The sequence below is a fragment of the Pseudomonas sp. NPDC087614 genome (assembly GCF_044743485.1).
Taxonomy (GTDB): Bacteria; Pseudomonadota; Gammaproteobacteria; order Pseudomonadales; family Pseudomonadaceae; genus Aquipseudomonas; species Aquipseudomonas baetica_A.
This window is the reverse complement of record NZ_JBIUWN010000007.1, coordinates 62,590-81,982: the sequence shown is the minus strand read 5'-3', so window position 1 is coordinate 81,982 and position 19,393 is coordinate 62,590. Positions and strand designations below refer to the sequence as shown.

The following is a 19,393-nucleotide window of genomic DNA, read 5'->3' as shown; positions in this document are numbered from 1 at the left end:
GAACGGAAAAGCCCCTGAATCGTGAGATTCAGGGGCTTTTTCTTTTCTACGGATCGGGCGCTGACCAGCGAGGTCAGCGCGCCAGATGCAACAACAGAAAATCAATAAACGCCCGCGACTTGTGCGGCAGGTGCGGGCTGTTGGGGAATACCACGTTGATCGATTGCGAAGGCAGTGCGTACTCAGGCAGCAAACGCACCAGACGCCCGCTGGCGATGTCATCCTCGACCACCCACGCCGGCAATACCGAAACCCCCAGCGACGACAGCGTCATCGAACGAATGGCCGTGGAGGAATTCGACTCGAAGTGATTGATGCCGTTGATCTCGACGCTTTGCCCTTGCCCGTCACGCACGCTCCACTGTGTCGGTGCCTGCAGATTGCTGTTGGCGATCCACGGCACATTGTTCAGAGCCTGTGGCTCATTCACCGGATAACGAGCGAGAAACCCTTCGCTGGCGACCAGCACAATTTCGTAATCCGCCAGCTTACGGCTCTTGAATGCCGAGTCTGCCAAGTTGCCGAGGCGAATCACCAGATCGAGTTTTTCCGCCACCAGATCATTCAATGAAGAATTGAAGTTGTAGCACAAGCGAATTTCCGGATAGCGCTCGGAGAACAATGGAATCAACGGCAGAATATACTTTTCGCCATATTCACTCGTGGAACTTATGCGCAACTTACCGGAGACACGATTATTACCCTTCAATACGTTATCGAAGGCATTATCGATGTCCGCGACTATTCCCTTGAACTCTTCATAAAAGTCCTGACCAATTTCCGTCAGCGATATATTGCGCGTATTGCGAATAAGCAATGTCGCAGACAAAACCTCTTCCAGCGCCTTGACATGCAGGCTGGCCATGGCTTTGCTGATACTCAGGTAATTGGCGGCCTTGGTGTAAGAACCAAAATCAACCACCGCGAGAAACGTCTGAACCCGATTAAGATGAGAGTGCATGGCGCTATGGCTCACTGTTAAATCCTGTCAAACATTGTTTTAAGCATAGTCGTATCGACACTTCAAGTCCACCGCCCCTATGCTGCGCGGCAAAGGGGATACAACATGAACTATCGCTATAAAATCGCGCTGATTTTTTTGATCGGATTTTTTATTGACTGCATTAATATATTCATGTCGGCTGTGGCATTGCCCAGTATCTCGGCAACTTTGCAAGTCAGTACTTCGTCTGTGGCCTGGGTCGCCAATGCTTATATTCTCGGCCTGACCCTGATTATTCCAGTGAGCACCTGGCTCGCGGGCCGCTTCGGCAGTCGCGAGATTCTCACCGCCTCTATGCTGGTATTCACCGGTTCCGTATGGATGTGCGGTTTGTCCGACAGCTTCCATGAACTGGTGATCTGGCGTTTTATCCAGGGCATCGGCGGCGGGCTGCTGATTCCAGTGGGCCAGGCGCTGACGTTCAATCTGTTTCAGGGCGAGCAGCGGGCAAAAATCTCCACGCTGGTCATGGCAGTGGCACTGATCGCCCCGGCCATTTCGCCCACGGTCGGCGGCATCATCGTCGATAGCAGTTCCTGGCGCTGGGTGTTCTACAGCAACATCCCGTTCTCGTTGATCGCTGCCGGGCTGTCGTGGTTCTGGATCAAGGAAAGCAAACCCGCCAGCCTGCCCCGCCCGGACATCAAAGGCCTGTTGCTGGTCAGCGCAGCACTGGCCAGCCTGCTGATGGGCATGTCGCTGTATGGCGGCGACTACCCGGCAGCGGCCGCGATCGCCTGCTTGGTCGCGGGCCTGATATTCATCGCGCTGTACCTTGCGCACTACCGTAAATCCAGCAACGCAATCATCGAACTGAGCCTGCTCAAGAGCAAAAAACTCAGCACTTCGATCTTCATCTATTACGCGATTCCGGGGGTGTTCACCGGGGTCAACCTGATGAGCATTTTCTTCCTGCAGAACACCCTGCACTTCAGCGCCCGGCTGACCGGGATGTTCATGATCCTCTATGCCATCGGCGCATTCATCGCGATGACGATCTGTGGCCGGGTCTACAACCGGGTCGGCGCCAAACGCCTGTTCATCCTCGGCATGCTCTTGCACAGCGCGGGCATCGCCACGCTGATGCTGGTGAATGCGCCGACGGATCTGTGGGTAATCGTGATTGCTTACAGCCTGATGGGCATCGGTGGCGGCATCGGCGCCAACACCGCGCAAACCACTTCGCTGATGGATTTTGCCGGCGGCGACACGCACAAGGCCAGCGTGATCTGGAACATCAACCGGCAAATGTCGTTCAGCCTCGGTGCCGCGCTGTTTCTGATGATCTTCAACCTGCTGCTCAAGCAGTTCGACACCACGGCGGCCTATCACGCGACCTTCGCGATTGCGGCGCTGGTCGGGCTGTTCCCGCTGTTTCAAATGAGCCAATTGAACCCTCCAAAGGAATGTCATGAACAACAACCTGGTTGAACAAGCGCAACACAGCATTCACCACGTGCATGAACTGATTCACCGTGTGTTTACCGATACCGACGGCACGGGCGAAGCCAGCGTGGAACCGCTGATGGCGGTCTTCGCCGAGCACTTCAGCATGGTCACCACCTCAGCCGCGGTGGTCGGCCGGGCGCAGGTCGAACAGTTGTTCAAAGGTGCAATCGGCGCCCGTAAAGGCCTGGAAATCCTGATCAGCGACCTGCATACGGTCTGGCACGAAGGCGCGACAGTAGCGCTACGCTACAAGGAAACCCATCGCCTGAACCAGGTTGAAACGTCGCGCATCTCGGTAGCGATCCTTTGCGTTCAGCACCACGACGTCCAATGGTTGTACCTGCACGAAACGCCAATCAGCCCGGTAAAGCCCGCATGAAATACACCGTCACCCAATGCCGGATGCTGTCGGCGTCGATCAAGGAAATAACGGTCAGCGGCCCGGCCACCCTGGCCGCCATGAGCCATGCCGGGGCGCATTTCAAGTGGTTGATCCCCGGGCTGAGCGACTGCCGTCACTATTCGACGGTACATCTGGATGAGGCCGCCGACGGCAACTTCACCTTTGCTATCCGCCTCTCGCCGGATTCCGCCAGCAGCCGCTACATCGGCGCTCTGGCCGTGGATGACTGCGTGGAACTGGAAGGCCCGTTCAACACCTTCAACTACCCGCTCGACGCCAGCACCGGCCGCGATATCGCCATTGCCGGCGGTATCGGCATTACACCGTTGACCGGCATCCTGCGCCATCTGCATACGCTTGAGCGAACGCCGCTCCTGCACTACTTCGCGAAAAGTGCCGATGACGCCGCTTACGCCGAACATCTGCAAGCTCAGTTGCAGGAGCGCATGCAGTTGCACCTGTCCGGCAGCCGCCCGGCGATCAATCAACTGCTCGCCGACCTCGACGCCGACGACCGTCTCTATGTCTGCGGCCCGACTTCGATGCTCAACGAAATCTTGAGCCATGCCGAAGCCGTCGGCCTGGCCCGTGAGCGCATCCATCTTGAGGTGTTCAACGTTGCCCGCAACGATGCCGCACAAGGCTTTGTGATCGACGCGGCCGACTCTGGCGTTAGCGTCGAAATCGGCCCTGAGCAAACGCTGCTCGAAGCCCTGGAAGCGGCCGGGCTCGATCCGTTGTACGACTGCCGTCGCGGCGAATGCGGCGTCTGCGCACTGGACGTACTGGAAGGCGAAGTCGACCACCGCGACTTCATCATGAGCGAACAAGAAGCTGCCTGTAGCGCACGGATCTATCCCTGTGTTTCACGGGCGAAAAGCCCACGCCTGAAGCTGGCGATCTAAAGAGGACACCCCGTTGGACAACTACTTCAATGGCAGAGAAGTGCATAAATCTCTGTACCTTGATCAGTCACTCTTCGAACAGGAACAACAGCGGGTTTTCGCCGCGAGTTGGTGTTACCTGGGTCACGACAGCCTGATCCCCGAAACCGGTGACTACTTCACTACCACCCTCGCCCAGCAGCCGCTCGCGATGGTGCGCCAGAAGAACGGCGCGATCGTCGTGCTGCACAACCGCTGCCCGCACAAGGGCGTGAAAGTCCTGGCCGAGACTCGTGGCAATGTCGGGCGTTTCATGCGCTGCCCGTACCACGCCTGGACGTTCAAGACCGACGGCGAGTTGTTGAGCATTCCGGTAAAAAAGGAATACGACGACTGCGACCTCAGCAGTTGTTCCGCGCACAAGGGCATGCGCAACGTGGCGGCGGTGCATAACTATCGCGGCTTCGTGTTCGTGCGTTTGACGCAAGAAGGTATCGGCTTCGACGAGTTCTTCGGCGAATCGCTGTCGACCCTCGACAACATGGTCATGCGCTCGCCGCGGGGTCAGTTGAAAGTGATCGGCCAACCGCTGCTGCACCGCCATCGCTGCAACTGGAAAATGGTCGTCGATAACCAGACTGATACCTGCCATCCGATGATCGCTCACGAGTCCTCGGCTGGCGAAGCGATTCGTCTGTGGAAGGAAACCGGGGAACAGGGCAAGCCGCCGATGGCCGTCGAACTGTTCTCGCCGTTCATGGCTTCTTACGAGTTTTTCGCCGGTATGGGCATTCGCGTCTGGCCCAACGGCCACGGGCACACCGGGGTCAGCAACTCGATCCACAAGGCTTACACCGATATTCCCGGTTACTGGGAGTTGATGGTCGACAGCTACGGCGAAGACCAGGCCCGGGCGATCCTCGACGACACCCGGCATAACACCGTGTACTTCCCCAATCTGATGGTCAAGGGCCCGATCCAGACGCTGCGCGTGATCAAGCCGGTCAGCGCCCGGGAAACCATCGTCGAATCGTGGATCTTCGAACTGCAAGGCGCGCCCGTGCAGTTGCTCGAAAGAACCGTGCAATACAACAACCTGATCAACTCGCCGTGCTCGATGGTCGCCCACGACGACGTGGAAATGTACGAGCGGGCGATGGAAGGCCTGGGCAGCGATGCCAACGAATGGGTCAACGTCAGTCGCTTGTTCGAACCCAATGAAACCTACGAGCAGACCCAGGTGGTGTCCGGCACCAGCGAAATGGCGATGCGTAATTTCTATAACAGTTGGCAGCACTTGATGCGGGGCGACCATGCGACACGATCCATCTAATCAACACGCCATCGAGCAACTGATCGAGACCGAACTGCACCTGCTCGACCAGCAGGATTTCGACGCCTGGCAACAATTGCTCAGCGACGACTACACCTACTGGATCCCCATGACCCGCGAGCAACGCAGCCCGTTGCATGAATCATCGCTGGTGTATGAAGACCGCTTTCTGACCACGCTGCGCATCAATCGGCTGGCCAATGCGCGCAACTTTTCCCAGCAGCCCAAGAGCCGCAGCCTGCACATCGCCCAACGCCCGCGCATCACCCTGGATGAATCGTCGTACAGCGCCGTCGCCAGCAGCAACATGCTGTATTGCGAAGCCCGTGGCGACAGCGAATGGCATTACCCGGTGACCGTCGAACACCAACTGATCAATATCGATGGCACCTGGAAAATCCACGGCAAAAAGATCCTGTTGCTCAACCCCGCACGCGCCCTTGAAAGCCTGCAGCTCATTATCTGATCGACCGAGAATCCCCCCTGTGAACCCTACTTCCAAAGGCTCCAACCAGGCGTCCGCGTGCCTGTCTTTTCCCTATGTCGATCTGCTGTATGACTACGGCCAGTTCCTGCGCAATGCCGAAGAAGCCATCGGTTACCTGCCAGTGGAAACCGCCGAGAAACACATCGGTATCGTCGGTGCCGGCCTGAGCGGGCTGGTCGCCGCCTACGAATTGCTGCGCTCGGGTGCACGCCGCGTCACCTTGTTCGAAGCCGAACCGGAACACGTCGGCGGTCGTCTGCTGACCCAGTGCTTTGACGAAGACCAACCGCAATTCATCGCCGAAATGGGCGCCATGCGCTTCCCGCCCAGCGAAGTCGGACTGTTCCATTACCTCAACCGCTTCGGCATCGAAACCACCGAAGCGTTTCCCGATCCGGGCGTCGTCGACACAGAAATCCACTACCGTGGCGAGGCCCATCACTGGGCTGCGATGCAACCGCCGCCGGCCTTGTTCAGCACCGTACACCAAGGCTGGAACGCATTCTTGCGCGAAGGCGTAACACTCGATGACGGCAGCAGTCTCGCACCGCCGCTGCTGCTGACTGAATTGCTCAAGCAGCACAACTACTGCGAAGTGCAGCCGGAGTGGCAGCGCTATCTGGATTGCTTCGGCGACAGCTCGTTTTACTCGGCGATGGTGCGCATTTTCACCGGCAACAATCCGCCCGGCGGCCGGGCGTGGCGCAAGCCGGAAGACTTTCACCTGTTCGGTTCGCTGGGGATTGGCTCGGGCGGTTTCCAGTCGGTGTATCGCGCCTCGTTCACGGAAATCCTGCGGCTGGTGGTCAATGCCCTGGAGGTCAATCAACGCCTGGTGCCCAACGGCATCTCGGCGCTGGCCGAACTGATCGCCGACACCTCGTTCAACGGTATTCAGGTACGCGACATGATCTGTCGCACGCGCATCGAATCGATCAACAAAGGCCCGGACGGGCAAATCCTGCTGGCTGGCAGCAACGGCGAAACCTACGCCTGCGACCGGGTGATTACCACGACCACGACCCGCGCACTGCAAGTCAACCTCAAGCTCACGCAGAACCAGGCCTTCGTCAATCGCGACGTGGCGCGGGCAATCAATGAGACCCATATGGTCGGTTCGTCCAAGTTGTTCATCCTGACCAAGGACAAGTTCTGGCTCAAGCACGGCCTGCCACAAAACATCCAGACCGACACCCTGGTCAAAGGCGTGTATTGCCTGGACTACGCACCGCAGGACCCGGAATCCTGGGGCGTGGTGCTGATCAGTTACACCTGGGAAGATGACTCGCACAAAATGGTCTCGATGTCCGACAAAGTGCAGCGCTGCCTGCGTCTGGTCGATGAGCTGGCGATGAGTGCACCGGAATTTGCCAGCCATCTGCTGCCGCTCGGTGGCGACTACCAGCGCTACGTTCTGGAATACGACTGGCTGACCGACAAGCATGCGCTGGGCGCCTTCAAGCTGAACTTCCCCGGCGACGACATTTATTCCGAACGCCTGTTCTATCAGTTCCGCACCGCGCTCGATCCGAATCAAGACACCGGGTTGTACCTGGCCGGTTGCGGCGCCTCGTTCACCGGCGGTTGGGCCGAAGGTGCGATTCAGACGGCACTCAACGGTGCCTGCGCAGTGATCAGCAGCCTGGGTGGCGACTTGATTGCCGGCAACCCGCTCGATGACCTGCACTCGCAGTATCGCTACTGCTGAATCCGCCCCTTTCAATCGCCGAGACACATTCATGTACAGCCAGCTTTCTATTGAAGCGCTCGTCAACGGATTCCGCAGAGGCCAACTCTGCCTGGACACCTGGCAGCAAGCGCTGCGCGATCGTCATGCGATGGCGCAACACCTGAACAGCTTCATCACCTTCGACCCGGCGGCGCTCAAGGCCGATGGGATCGGGCGTGACAGCGCACTGTTTGGCCTGCCCGTGTCGTTCAAAGACAACATCAACGTCAGCGGCATGCCGACCACCGCTGGCACCCCCGGCCTGTCCGATTACTTTCCGCAGCACGATGCGGGCATCGTCCAGCGCTTCAAACAATTGGGCGCACGGGTCGTGGGCAAGAACAACATGCACGAACTGTCGTTCGGCGTGACGTCGGCCAACCATACCCATGGCGCCGTGATCAACCCTGCCAACGAGCGCCACAGCGCCGGCGGCAGCAGCGGCGGTTGCGCCGCCGCTGTCGCCGCCGGGCTGGTGCCGTGCGCGGTCGGCACCGACACCGGCGGGTCTGTGCGTATCCCGGCAGCGTTCTGCGGGATCGTCGGTTTCCGCCCGACCACCGGGCTATATCCCGTAGACGGCATCGTCCCGGTGTCGCAGACCAAGGACACCTCGGGCCTGCTGACCCGCACCGTGGAGGACTGCCAGTTTGTTCACCGCCACCTCACCGGTAACCGTCCCGTCCGTTTGGCCGATGATCGGCCGCTGCGCATCGGCATCCCGGAACGTTTCCTGTGGGCCGACCTTGAAGATAACGTGCAACGCGACTGCCGCGCCGCGATCGACAGCCTGGCCGATCGCGGCGTGAGCATCGTGCCGGTCGACGATGCCCTGATCGGTGAAATCAACGAAGCCATTCAGTTTCCGTTGCCAATCTATGAGTTCTTCATCGACTTCCCTCGTTTCCTCATGGGGCAAGGGCGTGGTGAGCAGTTCCTCGACATCCTCGCGCAGATCCGCGATCCGGCGATCAAGCGGATTCTCACCGCCCAACTGGAAAGCCCGGCGATCTCCTACACCGACTACGTGCAGGCGTTGATGAGCAAGCTGCGCCTGGAAAAGGAATACCGGGCGTTGTTCGGCCAGCACCAACTGGACCTGCTCGCCTACCCTACCGTTGCGTGCAGCGCGCCGTTGCTCAGCGATTGCTCGGACGAGAGCAATTTCGAGACCTTCGTGCGCAATACCGACCCGGCGAGCAACCTGGCGGCGCCGAGCATCAGCATTCCGGTCGCCCGCGCCGGTTCGTTGCCGGTGGGGTTGTCGTTCGATGCGCTGCCGGGGCAGGACGACTTCCTGTTGGCGAGCGTGCGGCAGCTGACGCACCTGCTGAACATCGTTTGAATCGCATCGTGCACAAAACCCTGTGGGAGAGGGCTTGCCCGCGATGGCGGCGGATCAGTCAACAGAGACGTTGAATTCGATGGCCTCTTCGCGGGCAAGCCCGCTCCCACAGGGGTCGTGTTAGCCGTACCTATAACAACTCAAATTGCAGGCCCTTGCCATGCGCGTCACTTCAATAGCTTCCCTTCCCGCTGTCGAACGATCACCTTCGATCCTTGGCGGTGCCATGATCATCGGCGGCACGATCGTCGGCGCGGGCATGTTTTCGTTGCCGGTGGTCATGTCCGGCCTGTGGTTTTACGGCTCGGTGGCGGTCCTGCTGTTCGCCTGGTTCTGCACCCTGCATTCGGGCCTGATGATCCTCGAAGCCAATCTCAACTACCGCGAAGGTGCGAGTTTTTCCACCATCACCCGGGATCTGCTCGGACGCCACTGGAACCGGCTGAACGGCCTGAGCATTGTCTTTGTGCTCTACATCCTGACCTACGCGTACATTTCGGCCAGCGGTTCGGTGATCCGCCATACGGCGCAATCAATGGGCCTGGATCTGTCATCGCGTGTCGGCGGTCTGGGCTTCACGCTCTTGGTGGCGTTTATCGTCTGGCTCAGCACCACGGCAGTCAGCCGCATGACCACGCTGGTGTTCGGGGCAAAAATCCTCGCGTTCTTTCTGACCTTCGGCGGGCTGCTCGGCCATGTGCAAAGCACCACCCTGCTCAATCTCGATAGCGCCGACAGCCACTACTGGCCCTATCTGCTGGTCACCCTGCCCTTCTGCCTGACGTCGTTCGGTTTCCACGGCAACGTGCCGAGCCTGATGAAGCATTACGGCAAGGACCCACAGCGGATTCGCGCCTGCCTGGTCAGCGGCACGCTGATCGCGCTTGGCCTGTACCTGGTGTGGATGCTGTGCAGCATGGGCAACATTCCCCGGGACGGGTTCAAGGACATCGCCCGGCAAGGGGGCAATATCGACGTGCTGATCAGCGCATTGGGCGCGCGACTCAACAGCGCCAACATCGATCTGTTGCTGACCTTCTTCTCTAACTTTGCCGTGGCGTGCTCGTTCCTCGGGGTCACCCTTGGCCTGTTCGATTACCTCGCCGATGTGCTCGGTTTCGATGACAGCCCCATGGGCCGCCTGCAGACCGCCGCGGTCACGTTCCTGCCACCGATGCTGTGTGGGTTGCTCTGGCCCGAAGGGTTTCTTCACGCCATCGGTTTCGCCGGACTGGCCGCTACCCTGTGGGCGGTGATTACCCCGGCCTTGCTGGCCAGAGCCTCGCGCCAACGCTTCGGCAGCCCGCGCTATCGGGTCTGGGGCGGTACGCCGATGATCGTTTTGGTGCTGTTTTTCGGGGTGATCTGCGCGGTTTCGCACCTGCTGTTTGTTTTTGATTGCCTGCCGGTCTGGCGCTGAAGTGGCTGTATTCGGTTTTCCGAACGCGACCTTCCGGTCGATTCGGATAACCGGATCAGTTTTCCCGAATAACACCGACACAAAAACTTAATAACCAAGCAGATCAAGCAGTTAACCACTTTCGACTGGTTTGGCACGACTCATGCTCTACACTCTCGCGACGAATGTCTGTTGAGCCAATCCTTCAGGAGCCGTCAGGCATTCGAAGCACAAAAGGGCCGACGAACTGGCTCCATAAAAAAAACAATGTCGAGGAAAATTTGATGCGCATCGTTCCCCATATCCTGGGCGCAGCCATTGCTGCCGCTCTGATCAGCACGCCAGTTTTCGCCGCCGAACTCACCGGCACCCTGAAGAAAATCAAAGAGTCCGGTGTGATCACCCTGGGCCACCGCGACGCTTCTATTCCTTTTTCCTACATCGCTGATGCGTCCGGCAAACCGGTCGGCTACTCGCACGATATCCAAATGGCCATCGTCGAAGCGATCAAGAAAGACCTCGACCTTCCAGACCTGCAGGTCAAATACAACCTGGTGACCTCGCAAACCCGTATCCCGCTGGTGCAGAACGGCACCGTGGACGTCGAGTGCGGTTCCACCACCAACAACGTCGAGCGTCAGCAGCAAGTTGACTTCTCCGTCGGCATCTTCGAAATCGGTACCCGTCTGCTGTCCAAGAAAGACTCCAAGTACAAGGATTTCGACGACCTCAAAGGCAAGAACGTCGTGACCACCGCCGGCACCACGTCCGAGCGCATCCTCAAGTCGATGAATGCCGACAAGCAAATGGGCATGAACGTCATCTCCGCCAAGGACCACGGCGAGTCCTTCCAGATGCTGGAATCGGGCCGTGCCGTTGCGTTCATGATGGACGACGCGTTGCTGGCAGGTGAAGCCGCCAAGGCCAAGAAGGCGACTGACTGGGAAGTGACCGGCACTCCACAGTCGTACGAAATCTATGGCTGCATGATGCGCAAAGGCGACGAGCCGTTCAAAAAGGCTGTCGATGACGCCATCAAGGCTACCTACGCCTCGGGCGCGATCAACACCATCTACAACAAGTGGTTCATGCAGCCGATTCCACCAAAAGGCCTGAACCTGAACTTCCCGATGAGCAACGAGCTCAAGGCCCTGATCGCCAATCCGACCGACAAAGCGGCTGACGACAAGAAGTCCTGATTTCTGACTAACCTTGTCCCCTGAAGAGGCACCTGCCTCTTCAGGGGATGGTCACTCCCTGCTGGCATTTTTTGGAAACACTCGAACCGGTGTCTGTCGAGCCGATCGCGTGTGCCTGACCCTCAGGATCAGGCCGGGAACGGAGTTTCCCCAGGCGGGCACTTGTACATCGATCGAATCGAGGGGAGACCCTAATGAATTACAACTGGGACTGGGGCGTGTTCTTCAAGTCCACCGGCGTGGGCAGCGAGACCTATCTCGACTGGTTCATTTCCGGGCTGGGCTGGACCATCGCCATCGCCATCGTCGCCTGGATCATCGCCCTGCTGCTGGGCTCGATCCTGGGCGTCATGCGTACCGTGCCGAACCGCATCGTGTCGGGCATCGCGACCTGCTACGTCGAGCTGTTCCGTAACGTGCCGCTGCTGGTTCAGCTGTTCATCTGGTACTTCCTGGTACCCGACCTGCTGCCGCCGGATCTGCAAGAGTGGTACAAGCAGGACCTGAACCCGACCACCTCGGCCTACCTGAGTGTTGTCGTGTGCCTTGGCCTGTTCACCGCCGCGCGGGTCTGCGAACAGGTGCGCACCGGCATCCAGGCGCTGCCTCGCGGCCAGGAATCGGCCGCCCGTGCCATGGGTTTCAAGCTGCCGCAAATCTATTGGAACGTGCTGCTGCCCCAGGCTTACCGGATCATCATTCCACCGCTCACCTCGGAGTTTTTGAACGTGTTCAAAAACTCCTCCGTGGCCTCGCTGATCGGTCTGATGGAGCTGCTCGCTCAAACCAAACAGACAGCCGAGTTCTCGGCCAACCTGTTCGAAGCCTTCACCCTGGCAACGCTGATCTATTTCACCCTGAACATGAGCCTGATGCTGCTGATGCGCGTGATCGAGAAGAAAGTTGCCGTGCCCGGCCTGATCTCCGTGGGGGGTAAATAATGGAATTCGATTTCAGTGGCATCGTCCCGGCCATTCCCGGTTTGTGGAACGGCATGGTGATGACCCTCAAACTGATGGCCATGGGCGTGGTCGGCGGGATCATTCTCGGCACCATCCTGGCGCTGATGCGTCTGTCGCATAACAAGCTGCTTTCGAGCATCGCTGGCGCGTACGTCAACTACTTCCGTTCGATCCCGCTGCTGCTGGTGATCACCTGGTTCTATCTGGCGGTGCCGTTCGTGCTGCGCTGGATTACCGGTGAAGACACCCCGATCGGTGCGTTCGCCTCCTGCATCGTGGCGTTCATGATGTTTGAAGCGGCGTACTTCTGCGAAATCGTCCGGGCGGGTGTGCAGTCGATCCCCAAAGGCCAGATGGGTGCGGCGCAGGCACTGGGCATGACCTACGGCCAGATGATGCGTCTGATCATCCTGCCGCAGGCCTTTCGCAAGATGACCCCGCTGCTGCTGCAACAGAGCATCATTCTGTTCCAGGACACCTCGCTGGTTTACACCGTGGGCCTGGTGGACTTCCTCAACGCGTCCCGCGCCAGTGGCGACATCATTGGCCGTTCCAATGAGTTCCTGATTATTGCCGGTGTCGTGTACTTCACAATCAGCTTTGCCGCCTCGCTGCTGGTCAAGCGTCTGCAAAAAAGGTTTGCCGTATGATCTCCATCAAGAACATCAACAAGTGGTATGGCGACTTCCAGGTGCTGACTGATTGCAGCACCGAGGTCAAAAAAGGCGAAGTGATCGTGGTCTGCGGCCCGTCGGGTTCCGGCAAATCGACCCTGATCAAGTGCGTCAACGCGCTGGAACCGTTCCAGAAAGGTGACATCGTCGTGGACGGCACCTCCATTGCCGATCCGAAGACCAACCTGCCGAAGCTGCGTTCACGCGTGGGTATGGTGTTCCAGCATTTCGAACTGTTCCCGCACCTGACCATCACCGAAAACCTGACCATCGCGCAGATCAAGGTGCTGGGCCGCAGCAAGGAAGAGGCGACCCAGAAAGGTCTGCAACTGCTTGAGCGCGTCGGTCTGTCGGCCCACGCCCACAAGCACCCGGGGCAACTGTCCGGTGGCCAGCAACAGCGTGTGGCGATTGCCCGTGCGCTGGCGATGGACCCGATCGTCATGCTGTTCGACGAACCCACCTCGGCGCTCGATCCGGAAATGGTCAACGAAGTACTCGACGTGATGGTGCAACTGGCCAACGAAGGCATGACCATGATGTGCGTGACCCACGAAATGGGCTTCGCTCGCAAAGTGGCCGACCGCGTGATCTTCATGGACGCCGGCAAGATCATCGAAGACTGCCCGAAGGAAGAGTTCTTCGGCGACATCAAGGCCCGCTCCGAACGTGCGCAGCATTTCCTCGAGAAAATTCTGCAGCACTAAAAGCAACACACCGCTCCCCTCTGTGGGAGCGGGCTTGCTCGCGAAGAGGCCGGCACTTTCAACATTATCGTTGACTGACCCACCGCTTTGGCGAGCAAGCCCGCTTTCACACTGGATCAATGATGATCCTGAGATTTGTGTTGTGGTTGACCCAAGGCATCTGTGATGAAATGCGACCCCACTCTCTATCGCGCCGCGCCGCCATCACTTGCCGTGAAGCCCCGTCTGATTCGTCATTTGTTCCTGCCGCCGCTGGTCATCGCCCTGATGATCGGATTGGGTTACATCGGCTTCTGGACCAGTGAACACTTCGGTATCCGCAGCCTCGGCGAGAACGGCCAGCGTCAGCTAGAACTGCACGCCCGAGCAGTCGAAAGCGAGATCAGCAAATACACCTACCTGCCCAGCCTGCTGGAACTGGAAACCAGTGTCCCGCAACTGCTGGCCGACCCGACCCCGGAACATCGGCAAACGGTCAACCAATACCTTGAGGGCCTGAACCGGCGCAGTCGCAGTCGGGCCATCTACGTCATGGACACCACTGGCCGCGTCCTGGCCACCAGCAACTGGCGCGATGTCGACAGTTACCTCGGTGAAGACCTGTCCTTTCGCGCCTACTTCCAGAAAGCCGTTCGTGGCGAACCCGGACGCTTCTACGGGATCGGCAGCACCAACGGCGAACCCGGTTATTACCTGGCCCATGGCCTGGAAGAACACGGCAAGATCATCGGCGTTGCCGTCGTCAAAGTCAGGCTCGAAGCCATGGAAGAGCGCTGGCAACGGGCGCGCCTCGAAGCGTTTGTCAGTGACGAAAACGGCATCATCATTCTCTCCAGCGATCCGGCCCGACGGCTCAAATCGGTGGTACCGCTGAGCGATGAGACCAAGGAAAAACTCGCCCGCAGCCTGCAGTACTACTGGTTTCCGCTCAACGAACTGCAACCGCTGGCCCGGGAAACCCTGGCCGAAGGCGTGGAAAAACTCACGTTCCCGGCCAACAGTGAATTGCAGTCCGATGACGAAAACATCAGTTATCTGGCACAGACCCGCCCCTTAAGCGATACACCGTGGAATTTCACACTGCTCACGCCGCTTCAGGATCTGCGCCGCGAAGCGATCAATCAGGGCATTCTGGTCGCCATCGCGTTTGCCTTGGTCGCCTTCCTGCTGATCGCCTGGAACGAGCGGCGCAAGGTCATCGCCACCCGCCTCGCAGCCCGCGAAGCCTTGCAGCAAGCCAACAATCAACTGGAGCGTCGGATTACCGAACGCACCGCTGACCTGCGCGCCAGCAACGATCGCCTCAAGAGCCAGATTCGCGAACGGCGTCAGGCCGAAGAGACGTTGCGCCGGGCTCAGGATGAGCTGGTGCAGGCGGGCAAACTCGCTGCCATCGGCCAGATGTCCACCAGCATCGCCCACGAATTGAATCAGCCACTGGCGGCCATGCGCACGCTGTCGGGCAACACCGTTCGCTTCCTTGAGCGCGGTCAACTCGATGTCGCCAGTACCAATCTCAAGACCATTAATGACTTGATCGATCGCATGGGCCGGATCACCGCCAGCCTGCGTTCTTTTGCCCGGCGTGGTGACAATCAGGGCCAGGCCAGCCTCGGCAAGGCCGTGGAGGCGGCCCTGCAATTACTCGGCGCACGCCTGGATAGCTCGGCGCTGCAACTGCATCGGCAGTTCAAAGATGTGCAGGTGCAGATCGACCAGACCCGTCTCGAACAGATTCTGGTCAACCTGATCGGCAACGCCCTCGACGCCATGCAAGCGCAGCCGCTGCCCAAGCTGTGGCTGGAGGGTGACGAGTTCAACGGCAAATATCGCCTGCGGGTGCGCGACAACGGCCATGGTGTCGACGCCCAAGTACGCAAGCATCTGTTCGAACCGTTCTTCACCACCAAACCGGGCGAGCAAGGCCTGGGGCTGGGCCTGACCCTTTCTGCCAGCCTCGCGGCCGCCACCGGCGGGCATCTGGGTGTCGAACACCCGGCCAGCGGTGGCACCACCTTCGTCCTCAGTTTACCGTTGGTAAGCCCTACTCCTGCCGAGCCAATATGAACCACGACCTTAGTGTGCTGATCGTCGAAGACGACCCCCATGTCCTGCTCGGCTGCCAACAGGCGCTGACGCTGGAAGACATTCCCTGCATCGGCGTCGGCAGTGCCGAAGAAGCCCTGGAGCGGGTCGGCGACAACTTCGCCGGGATCGTCATCAGCGACATTCGTCTGCCGGGCATCGATGGCCTGGAGTTGCTGACCCGTCTCAAGCAGCGTGACCGCAGCCTGCCGGTGGTGCTGATCACCGGCCATGGCGACATCTCCATGGCCGTCGGCGCCATGCAGAAAGGCGCCTACGACTTTATGGAAAAGCCGTTCTCGCCGGAGCGGCTGGTGGACGTTGCACGGCGTGCGCTGGAGCAACGCAGCCTCGCGCGCGAAGTCTCGTCGCTGCGTCGGCAACTGGCCGAACGTGACTCCCTTGAAGGGCGGATCATCGGGCGTTCGCCAGCCATGCAAAACCTGCGCGAGCTGATCGCCAACGTCGCCGACACTTCGGCCAACGTCCTGATCGAGGGCGAAACCGGCACCGGCAAAGAACTGGTTGCCCGTTGCCTGCACGATTTCAGTCGCCGTCACAGCAAGCAGTTCGTCGCATTGAACTGCGGCGGTCTGCCGGAAAACCTTTTTGAAAGCGAGATCTTCGGCCACGAGGCCAACGCCTTCACCGGCGCCGGCAAACGCCGCATCGGCAAGATCGAACACGCTGACGGCGGCACGTTGTTTCTCGATGAAGTGGAAAGCATGCCGCTGCCGTTGCAGATCAAACTGCTGCGCGTATTGCAGGAACGCACCCTCGAACGCCTCGGTTCGAACCAGAGCGTGGCGGTGGATTGCCGGGTGATTGCGGCAACCAAGTCCGACCTCGATGAGTCGAGCAAGGCCGGCGAATTCCGCAGCGACCTGTATTACCGCCTCAACGTAGTGACCCTGGAGTTGCCGCCACTGCGCGAACGCCGCGAAGACATTCTGCAACTGTTCGAACACTTCACCCAGCAGTCAGCCCTGCGTTTCGACCGTGCCCTGCCGGAACTGGACAACCAGACCCTGTCGAACCTGATGAGCCACGACTGGCCGGGCAACGTGCGTGAACTGCGTAACGTCGCCGAACGCTTCGCCCTCGGCTTGCCGGCCTTCAAGAAGTCCGGCGCCAGCAGCGGTAGCCAGGGGCTGACATTCGCCGAAGCGGTGGAAGCCTTCGAACGCAACCTGCTCAACGACGCCTTGCTGCGCAGTGGCGGCAACCTGACCCAGGCCAGCCTGGAACTGGGAATGGCCAAGACCACGCTGTTCGACAAAGTGAAAAAGTATGGGTTGAGCCACTGATGGATCTGCTACTGAAAGCGGCACTCGGCGCTGCCGTTGTCGTGATTCTGGCGGCGCTGGCCAAGACCCGAAACTATTACATCGCCGGCCTGGTGCCGCTTTTTCCGACGTTCGCCTTGATCGCGCACTATATCGTCGGCAAGGGGCGATCAATCGATGACCTCAAGACCACGATCGTGTTCGGCATGTGGTCGATCATTCCATACTTCGTGTATCTGGCGACGTTGTATGTGATGGTCGATCGAATGCGCCTGGAGGCTTCGCTGGCGGTCGCGGCGGTGGCGTGGTTGATGGCGGCGACGGTGTTGGTGACCGTTTGGGTGCGTCTTCACAGTTAAGATCAAAGCCTGTCAGCCCCTCTCCCTGCGGGAGAGGTCTTCAGTGAGGGGCTCGTAGCTCGTCAGTTGACGGTGCCAGCCTTGGACTCGGCCATGATCTGCCGGATCGCCCCGACAAAGGTCTCCACCGGCTGCCCGCCCGTCACCGCGTACTGACCGTTGAACACAACGGTTGGCACCGAACTCACCCCGCGCTGCAGCCATACCTGCTCTTCTTCGCGCACCGGCCCGGCAAACTCGTCCGCCGCCAGAATCGCCTCGGCGCGTTGCCGATCCAGCCCGACGTCTTCGGCGATCTGCGCCAATTGCGCGTGATCCGACGGATTTCCGCCATCGGTGAAATACGCCTTGAACAACGCCTCCTTCAACGGCAACTGCAACCCCTCCAGCCCCGCCCAATGCAGCAAGCGGTGGGCATCGAAGGTGTTGTAGATCCGGCTGTTGCCATCGGTGCGAAAGGCAAACCCCAGCTCAGCGCCACGGGCACGGATGGCTTCGCGATTTTTCTGCGACTGCTCCGGGGTCGATCCGTATTTTTCCTGGATATGCTCGGCGATGTTCTGGCCTTCTGGGCTCATTTTCGGGTTCAGTTCGAACGGCTGAAAATGAATCTCGGCCTGCACTTCGTTGCGCAGGATTTCCAGCGCCTGCAACAAGCCATACAGACCGACGACGCACCATGGGCAGGACACGTCGCTGACAAAATCGATTTTCAGAGTGGAATTCATGAGCCACCTCGCGCCGCAAAACCCAGACGATACACCTGTCCGGTCTTGCGGCGACAGTGCTGGCCCCTTCGGGAGCAAGCCCCCTCCCACATTGGCAATGCGTTCCCCTTTGGGAGGGAGCTTGCTCCCGCAGGGGCCCCGCCAAACCTCAGCTACAACAGATTCCCCGCCGCCACCGGTTCGATCTGCGCCCAATGCGACGTGTCCTCACGATGCGCCTGCAGATACGGCAACACCGCCGCCAGCAACGGCGCCTTGAACGCCTCCTGAAACCGGTGGGCCAATCCCGGAATGAGTTTCAACTGGCTGCCACGAATATGCGCCGCCAGGTGCACGCCGTGCATCACCGGCAACAACGGATCAGCCGTGCCATGCACCACCAGCGTTGGCACGCGCAGTTGATTGAGCAGCGCCACCCGGCTCGGCTCGGCCAGGATCGCCATGATCTGCCGCTTCACGCCTTCGGGATTGAACGCCCGGTCGTAGGACACCGCCGCCTGATGCAACAACGCCTGCCGATCATCGGTGACCGAAGGGCTGCCCAGCGCCGCCAGCAAATCCGCCTGTTGTTCCAGTGCCACTTCACGGTTCGGTGCGCTGCGCCGTGACAACAGTTGCACCAATGCCGCACTCGGCGCCGGCAAACCTTCGGCGCCGGAGCTGGTCATGATCAGCGTCAGGCTTTCCACCCGCTGCGGCGCCATGGCGGCGATGTGCTGGGCGATCATCCCGCCCATGCTCGCGCCCAGCACATGGAATTGCTCGATGTGCAGCGCATCCATCAAACCCAGTGAATCCTCGGCCATGTCGGTCAGGCTGTAGGGCGCCGCCACCGGCAGACCGAGTTTGTAGCGCAGCACTTCAAAGGTCAGGTTGGCCTCCGCCGGTGCCTGCCGCCAGGTCGACAAGCCGACATCGCGGTTGTCATAGCGGATGACTCGAAAGCCCTGCTGACACAGCGCCACCACCACCTCATCCGGCCAATGGATCAATTGCCCGCCCAGGCCCATCACCAGCAACAGCGCCGGGTCCGAGGCACGACCGATGCTCTGGTAAGCAAGGCTTACCTGCGCCAGATCAACCCGCTCGGTCGGCACATTCACGTCACAACGCGACGCCGCAGATGCCGGTAAACCGAACAAAAGCGCGGCCAACATGGCCGCGACTGATAGAAAAACCTTGTACATGAAAAACACCGAAACGCAGAACCCCAGTAGAGCGCGAGTCTGATGAAGTTTGTACAAGCGCGCTGCCACAGTTCGATGACAGTTTGATGAAGAGTGCCGAGCGGTCGTCAATGCCATAACTATCTACCGCCATGGTGCTTCGCGATCCCTCTTAAATGGCTTGCTCAAGGAGTG

General features: G+C 59.6%; 18 protein-coding genes. 15 read left to right on the top strand and 3 right to left on the bottom strand.

Features of this window, described 5'->3' with window-relative positions; translation table 11 throughout:
- Window positions 1–73 precede the first annotated feature (73 nt).
- Window positions 74–961 (bottom strand): LysR family transcriptional regulator, encoded by an 888-nt coding sequence (locus ACIOWA_RS04595; protein ID WP_401158467.1) that lies wholly within the window; start codon window positions 959–961, stop codon window positions 74–76.
- A 105-nt stretch (window positions 962–1,066) separates the two neighbouring features.
- Between ACIOWA_RS04595 and ACIOWA_RS04590 the strand changes: the two genes are divergently transcribed.
- From ACIOWA_RS04590 to ACIOWA_RS04520, 15 genes are all read left to right on the top strand, one after another.
- Window positions 1,067–2,434 (top strand): MFS transporter, encoded by a 1,368-nt coding sequence (locus ACIOWA_RS04590; RefSeq protein ID WP_339466336.1) that lies wholly within the window; start codon window positions 1,067–1,069, stop codon window positions 2,432–2,434.
- Window positions 2,415–2,831, top strand: coding sequence for a DUF4440 domain-containing protein (locus tag ACIOWA_RS04585; RefSeq protein ID WP_339433505.1), 417 nt, complete (start codon window positions 2,415–2,417; stop codon window positions 2,829–2,831). The genes ACIOWA_RS04590 and ACIOWA_RS04585 overlap by 20 nt, the downstream gene beginning before the upstream one ends.
- Window positions 2,828–3,760, top strand: coding sequence for an iron-sulfur cluster-binding domain-containing protein (locus ACIOWA_RS04580; RefSeq protein WP_339433506.1), 933 nt, complete (start codon window positions 2,828–2,830; stop codon window positions 3,758–3,760). Before ACIOWA_RS04585 ends, ACIOWA_RS04580 begins: the two co-directional genes overlap by 4 nt.
- Before the next feature lie 13 nt (window positions 3,761–3,773).
- The gene (locus tag ACIOWA_RS04575; protein WP_339433507.1) at window positions 3,774–5,072 is read left to right on the top strand and encodes a Rieske 2Fe-2S domain-containing protein; all 1,299 of its coding nucleotides are present in this window, start codon (window positions 3,774–3,776) and stop codon (window positions 5,070–5,072) included.
- Window positions 5,053–5,538 (top strand): aromatic-ring-hydroxylating dioxygenase subunit beta, encoded by a 486-nt coding sequence (locus ACIOWA_RS04570; protein WP_339466334.1) that lies wholly within the window; start codon window positions 5,053–5,055, stop codon window positions 5,536–5,538. Before ACIOWA_RS04575 ends, ACIOWA_RS04570 begins: the two co-directional genes overlap by 20 nt.
- 19 nt (window positions 5,539–5,557) lie before the next feature.
- On the top strand, window positions 5,558–7,267 hold the full coding sequence (locus tag ACIOWA_RS04565; protein ID WP_339433509.1) for an FAD-dependent oxidoreductase: 1,710 nt from the start codon (window positions 5,558–5,560) through the stop codon (window positions 7,265–7,267).
- A 31-nt stretch (window positions 7,268–7,298) separates the two neighbouring features.
- Window positions 7,299–8,633, top strand: a complete 1,335-nt coding sequence (locus ACIOWA_RS04560; protein WP_401158462.1) for an amidase family protein — start codon at window positions 7,299–7,301, stop codon at window positions 8,631–8,633.
- A gap of 160 nt (window positions 8,634–8,793) precedes the next feature.
- Complete coding sequence (gene mtr, locus ACIOWA_RS04555; protein WP_339433511.1) at window positions 8,794–10,053, top strand: tryptophan permease; 1,260 nt, start codon at window positions 8,794–8,796, stop codon at window positions 10,051–10,053.
- Window positions 10,054–10,316: 263 nt separating this feature from the next.
- Window positions 10,317–11,231, top strand: a complete 915-nt coding sequence (locus tag ACIOWA_RS04550) for a glutamate/aspartate ABC transporter substrate-binding protein (RefSeq protein ID WP_339539265.1) — start codon at window positions 10,317–10,319, stop codon at window positions 11,229–11,231.
- 194 nt (window positions 11,232–11,425) lie between these two features.
- Complete coding sequence (locus tag ACIOWA_RS04545; RefSeq protein WP_221732107.1) at window positions 11,426–12,172, top strand: amino acid ABC transporter permease; 747 nt, start codon at window positions 11,426–11,428, stop codon at window positions 12,170–12,172.
- Entirely contained in the window at window positions 12,172–12,843 is a 672-nt protein-coding gene (locus tag ACIOWA_RS04540; protein ID WP_339433513.1) for an ABC transporter permease subunit, read from the top strand. The genes ACIOWA_RS04545 and ACIOWA_RS04540 overlap by 1 nt, the downstream gene beginning before the upstream one ends.
- On the top strand, window positions 12,840–13,574 hold the full coding sequence (locus ACIOWA_RS04535; RefSeq protein WP_339433514.1) for an amino acid ABC transporter ATP-binding protein: 735 nt from the start codon (window positions 12,840–12,842) through the stop codon (window positions 13,572–13,574). Before ACIOWA_RS04540 ends, ACIOWA_RS04535 begins: the two co-directional genes overlap by 4 nt.
- A 165-nt stretch (window positions 13,575–13,739) precedes the next feature.
- The gene (locus ACIOWA_RS04530) at window positions 13,740–15,641 is read left to right on the top strand and encodes a sensor histidine kinase (RefSeq protein ID WP_339466330.1); all 1,902 of its coding nucleotides are present in this window, start codon (window positions 13,740–13,742) and stop codon (window positions 15,639–15,641) included.
- Window positions 15,638–16,966 carry a sigma-54 dependent transcriptional regulator gene (locus tag ACIOWA_RS04525; protein WP_339433516.1) on the top strand — a complete coding sequence of 443 codons (1,329 nt, stop codon included), beginning with the start codon at window positions 15,638–15,640 and terminating at the stop codon, window positions 16,964–16,966. The genes ACIOWA_RS04530 and ACIOWA_RS04525 overlap by 4 nt, the downstream gene beginning before the upstream one ends.
- Entirely contained in the window at window positions 16,966–17,304 is a 339-nt protein-coding gene (locus ACIOWA_RS04520) for a GlpM family protein (RefSeq protein ID WP_339433517.1), read from the top strand. The genes ACIOWA_RS04525 and ACIOWA_RS04520 overlap by 1 nt, the downstream gene beginning before the upstream one ends.
- A gap of 62 nt (window positions 17,305–17,366) precedes the next feature.
- Here the strand turns inward: ACIOWA_RS04520 and ACIOWA_RS04515 are convergent, their stop codons facing one another.
- Both ACIOWA_RS04515 and ACIOWA_RS04510 read right to left on the bottom strand, forming a co-directional pair.
- On the bottom strand, window positions 17,367–18,032 hold the full coding sequence (locus tag ACIOWA_RS04515; RefSeq protein ID WP_401158458.1) for a DsbA family oxidoreductase: 666 nt from the start codon (window positions 18,030–18,032) through the stop codon (window positions 17,367–17,369).
- Window positions 18,033–18,184: 152 nt separating this feature from the next.
- Complete coding sequence (locus ACIOWA_RS04510; protein ID WP_339433519.1) at window positions 18,185–19,219, bottom strand: alpha/beta hydrolase; 1,035 nt, start codon at window positions 19,217–19,219, stop codon at window positions 18,185–18,187.
- Window positions 19,220–19,393: the final 174 nt, after the last annotated feature.

Coding starts and splice junctions, on each gene's coding strand:
- ACIOWA_RS04595 (WP_401158467.1), bottom strand. CDS start 961: ATGCACTCTCATCTTAATCGGGTTCAGACGTTTCTCGCGGTGGTTGAT.
- ACIOWA_RS04590 (WP_339466336.1), top strand. CDS start 1,067: ATGAACTATCGCTATAAAATCGCGCTGATTTTTTTGATCGGATTTTTT.
- ACIOWA_RS04585 (WP_339433505.1), top strand. CDS start 2,415: ATGAACAACAACCTGGTTGAACAAGCGCAACACAGCATTCACCACGTG.
- ACIOWA_RS04580 (WP_339433506.1), top strand. CDS start 2,828: ATGAAATACACCGTCACCCAATGCCGGATGCTGTCGGCGTCGATCAAG.
- ACIOWA_RS04570 (WP_339466334.1), top strand. CDS start 5,053: ATGCGACACGATCCATCTAATCAACACGCCATCGAGCAACTGATCGAG.
- ACIOWA_RS04560 (WP_401158462.1), top strand. CDS start 7,299: ATGTACAGCCAGCTTTCTATTGAAGCGCTCGTCAACGGATTCCGCAGA.
- mtr (WP_339433511.1), top strand. CDS start 8,794: ATGCGCGTCACTTCAATAGCTTCCCTTCCCGCTGTCGAACGATCACCT.
- ACIOWA_RS04550 (WP_339539265.1), top strand. CDS start 10,317: ATGCGCATCGTTCCCCATATCCTGGGCGCAGCCATTGCTGCCGCTCTG.
- ACIOWA_RS04545 (WP_221732107.1), top strand. CDS start 11,426: ATGAATTACAACTGGGACTGGGGCGTGTTCTTCAAGTCCACCGGCGTG.
- ACIOWA_RS04540 (WP_339433513.1), top strand. CDS start 12,172: ATGGAATTCGATTTCAGTGGCATCGTCCCGGCCATTCCCGGTTTGTGG.
- ACIOWA_RS04535 (WP_339433514.1), top strand. CDS start 12,840: ATGATCTCCATCAAGAACATCAACAAGTGGTATGGCGACTTCCAGGTG.
- ACIOWA_RS04530 (WP_339466330.1), top strand. CDS start 13,740: ATGAAATGCGACCCCACTCTCTATCGCGCCGCGCCGCCATCACTTGCC.
- ACIOWA_RS04525 (WP_339433516.1), top strand. CDS start 15,638: ATGAACCACGACCTTAGTGTGCTGATCGTCGAAGACGACCCCCATGTC.
- ACIOWA_RS04520 (WP_339433517.1), top strand. CDS start 16,966: ATGGATCTGCTACTGAAAGCGGCACTCGGCGCTGCCGTTGTCGTGATT.
- ACIOWA_RS04515 (WP_401158458.1), bottom strand. CDS start 18,032: ATGAATTCCACTCTGAAAATCGATTTTGTCAGCGACGTGTCCTGCCCA.
- ACIOWA_RS04510 (WP_339433519.1), bottom strand. CDS start 19,219: ATGTACAAGGTTTTTCTATCAGTCGCGGCCATGTTGGCCGCGCTTTTG.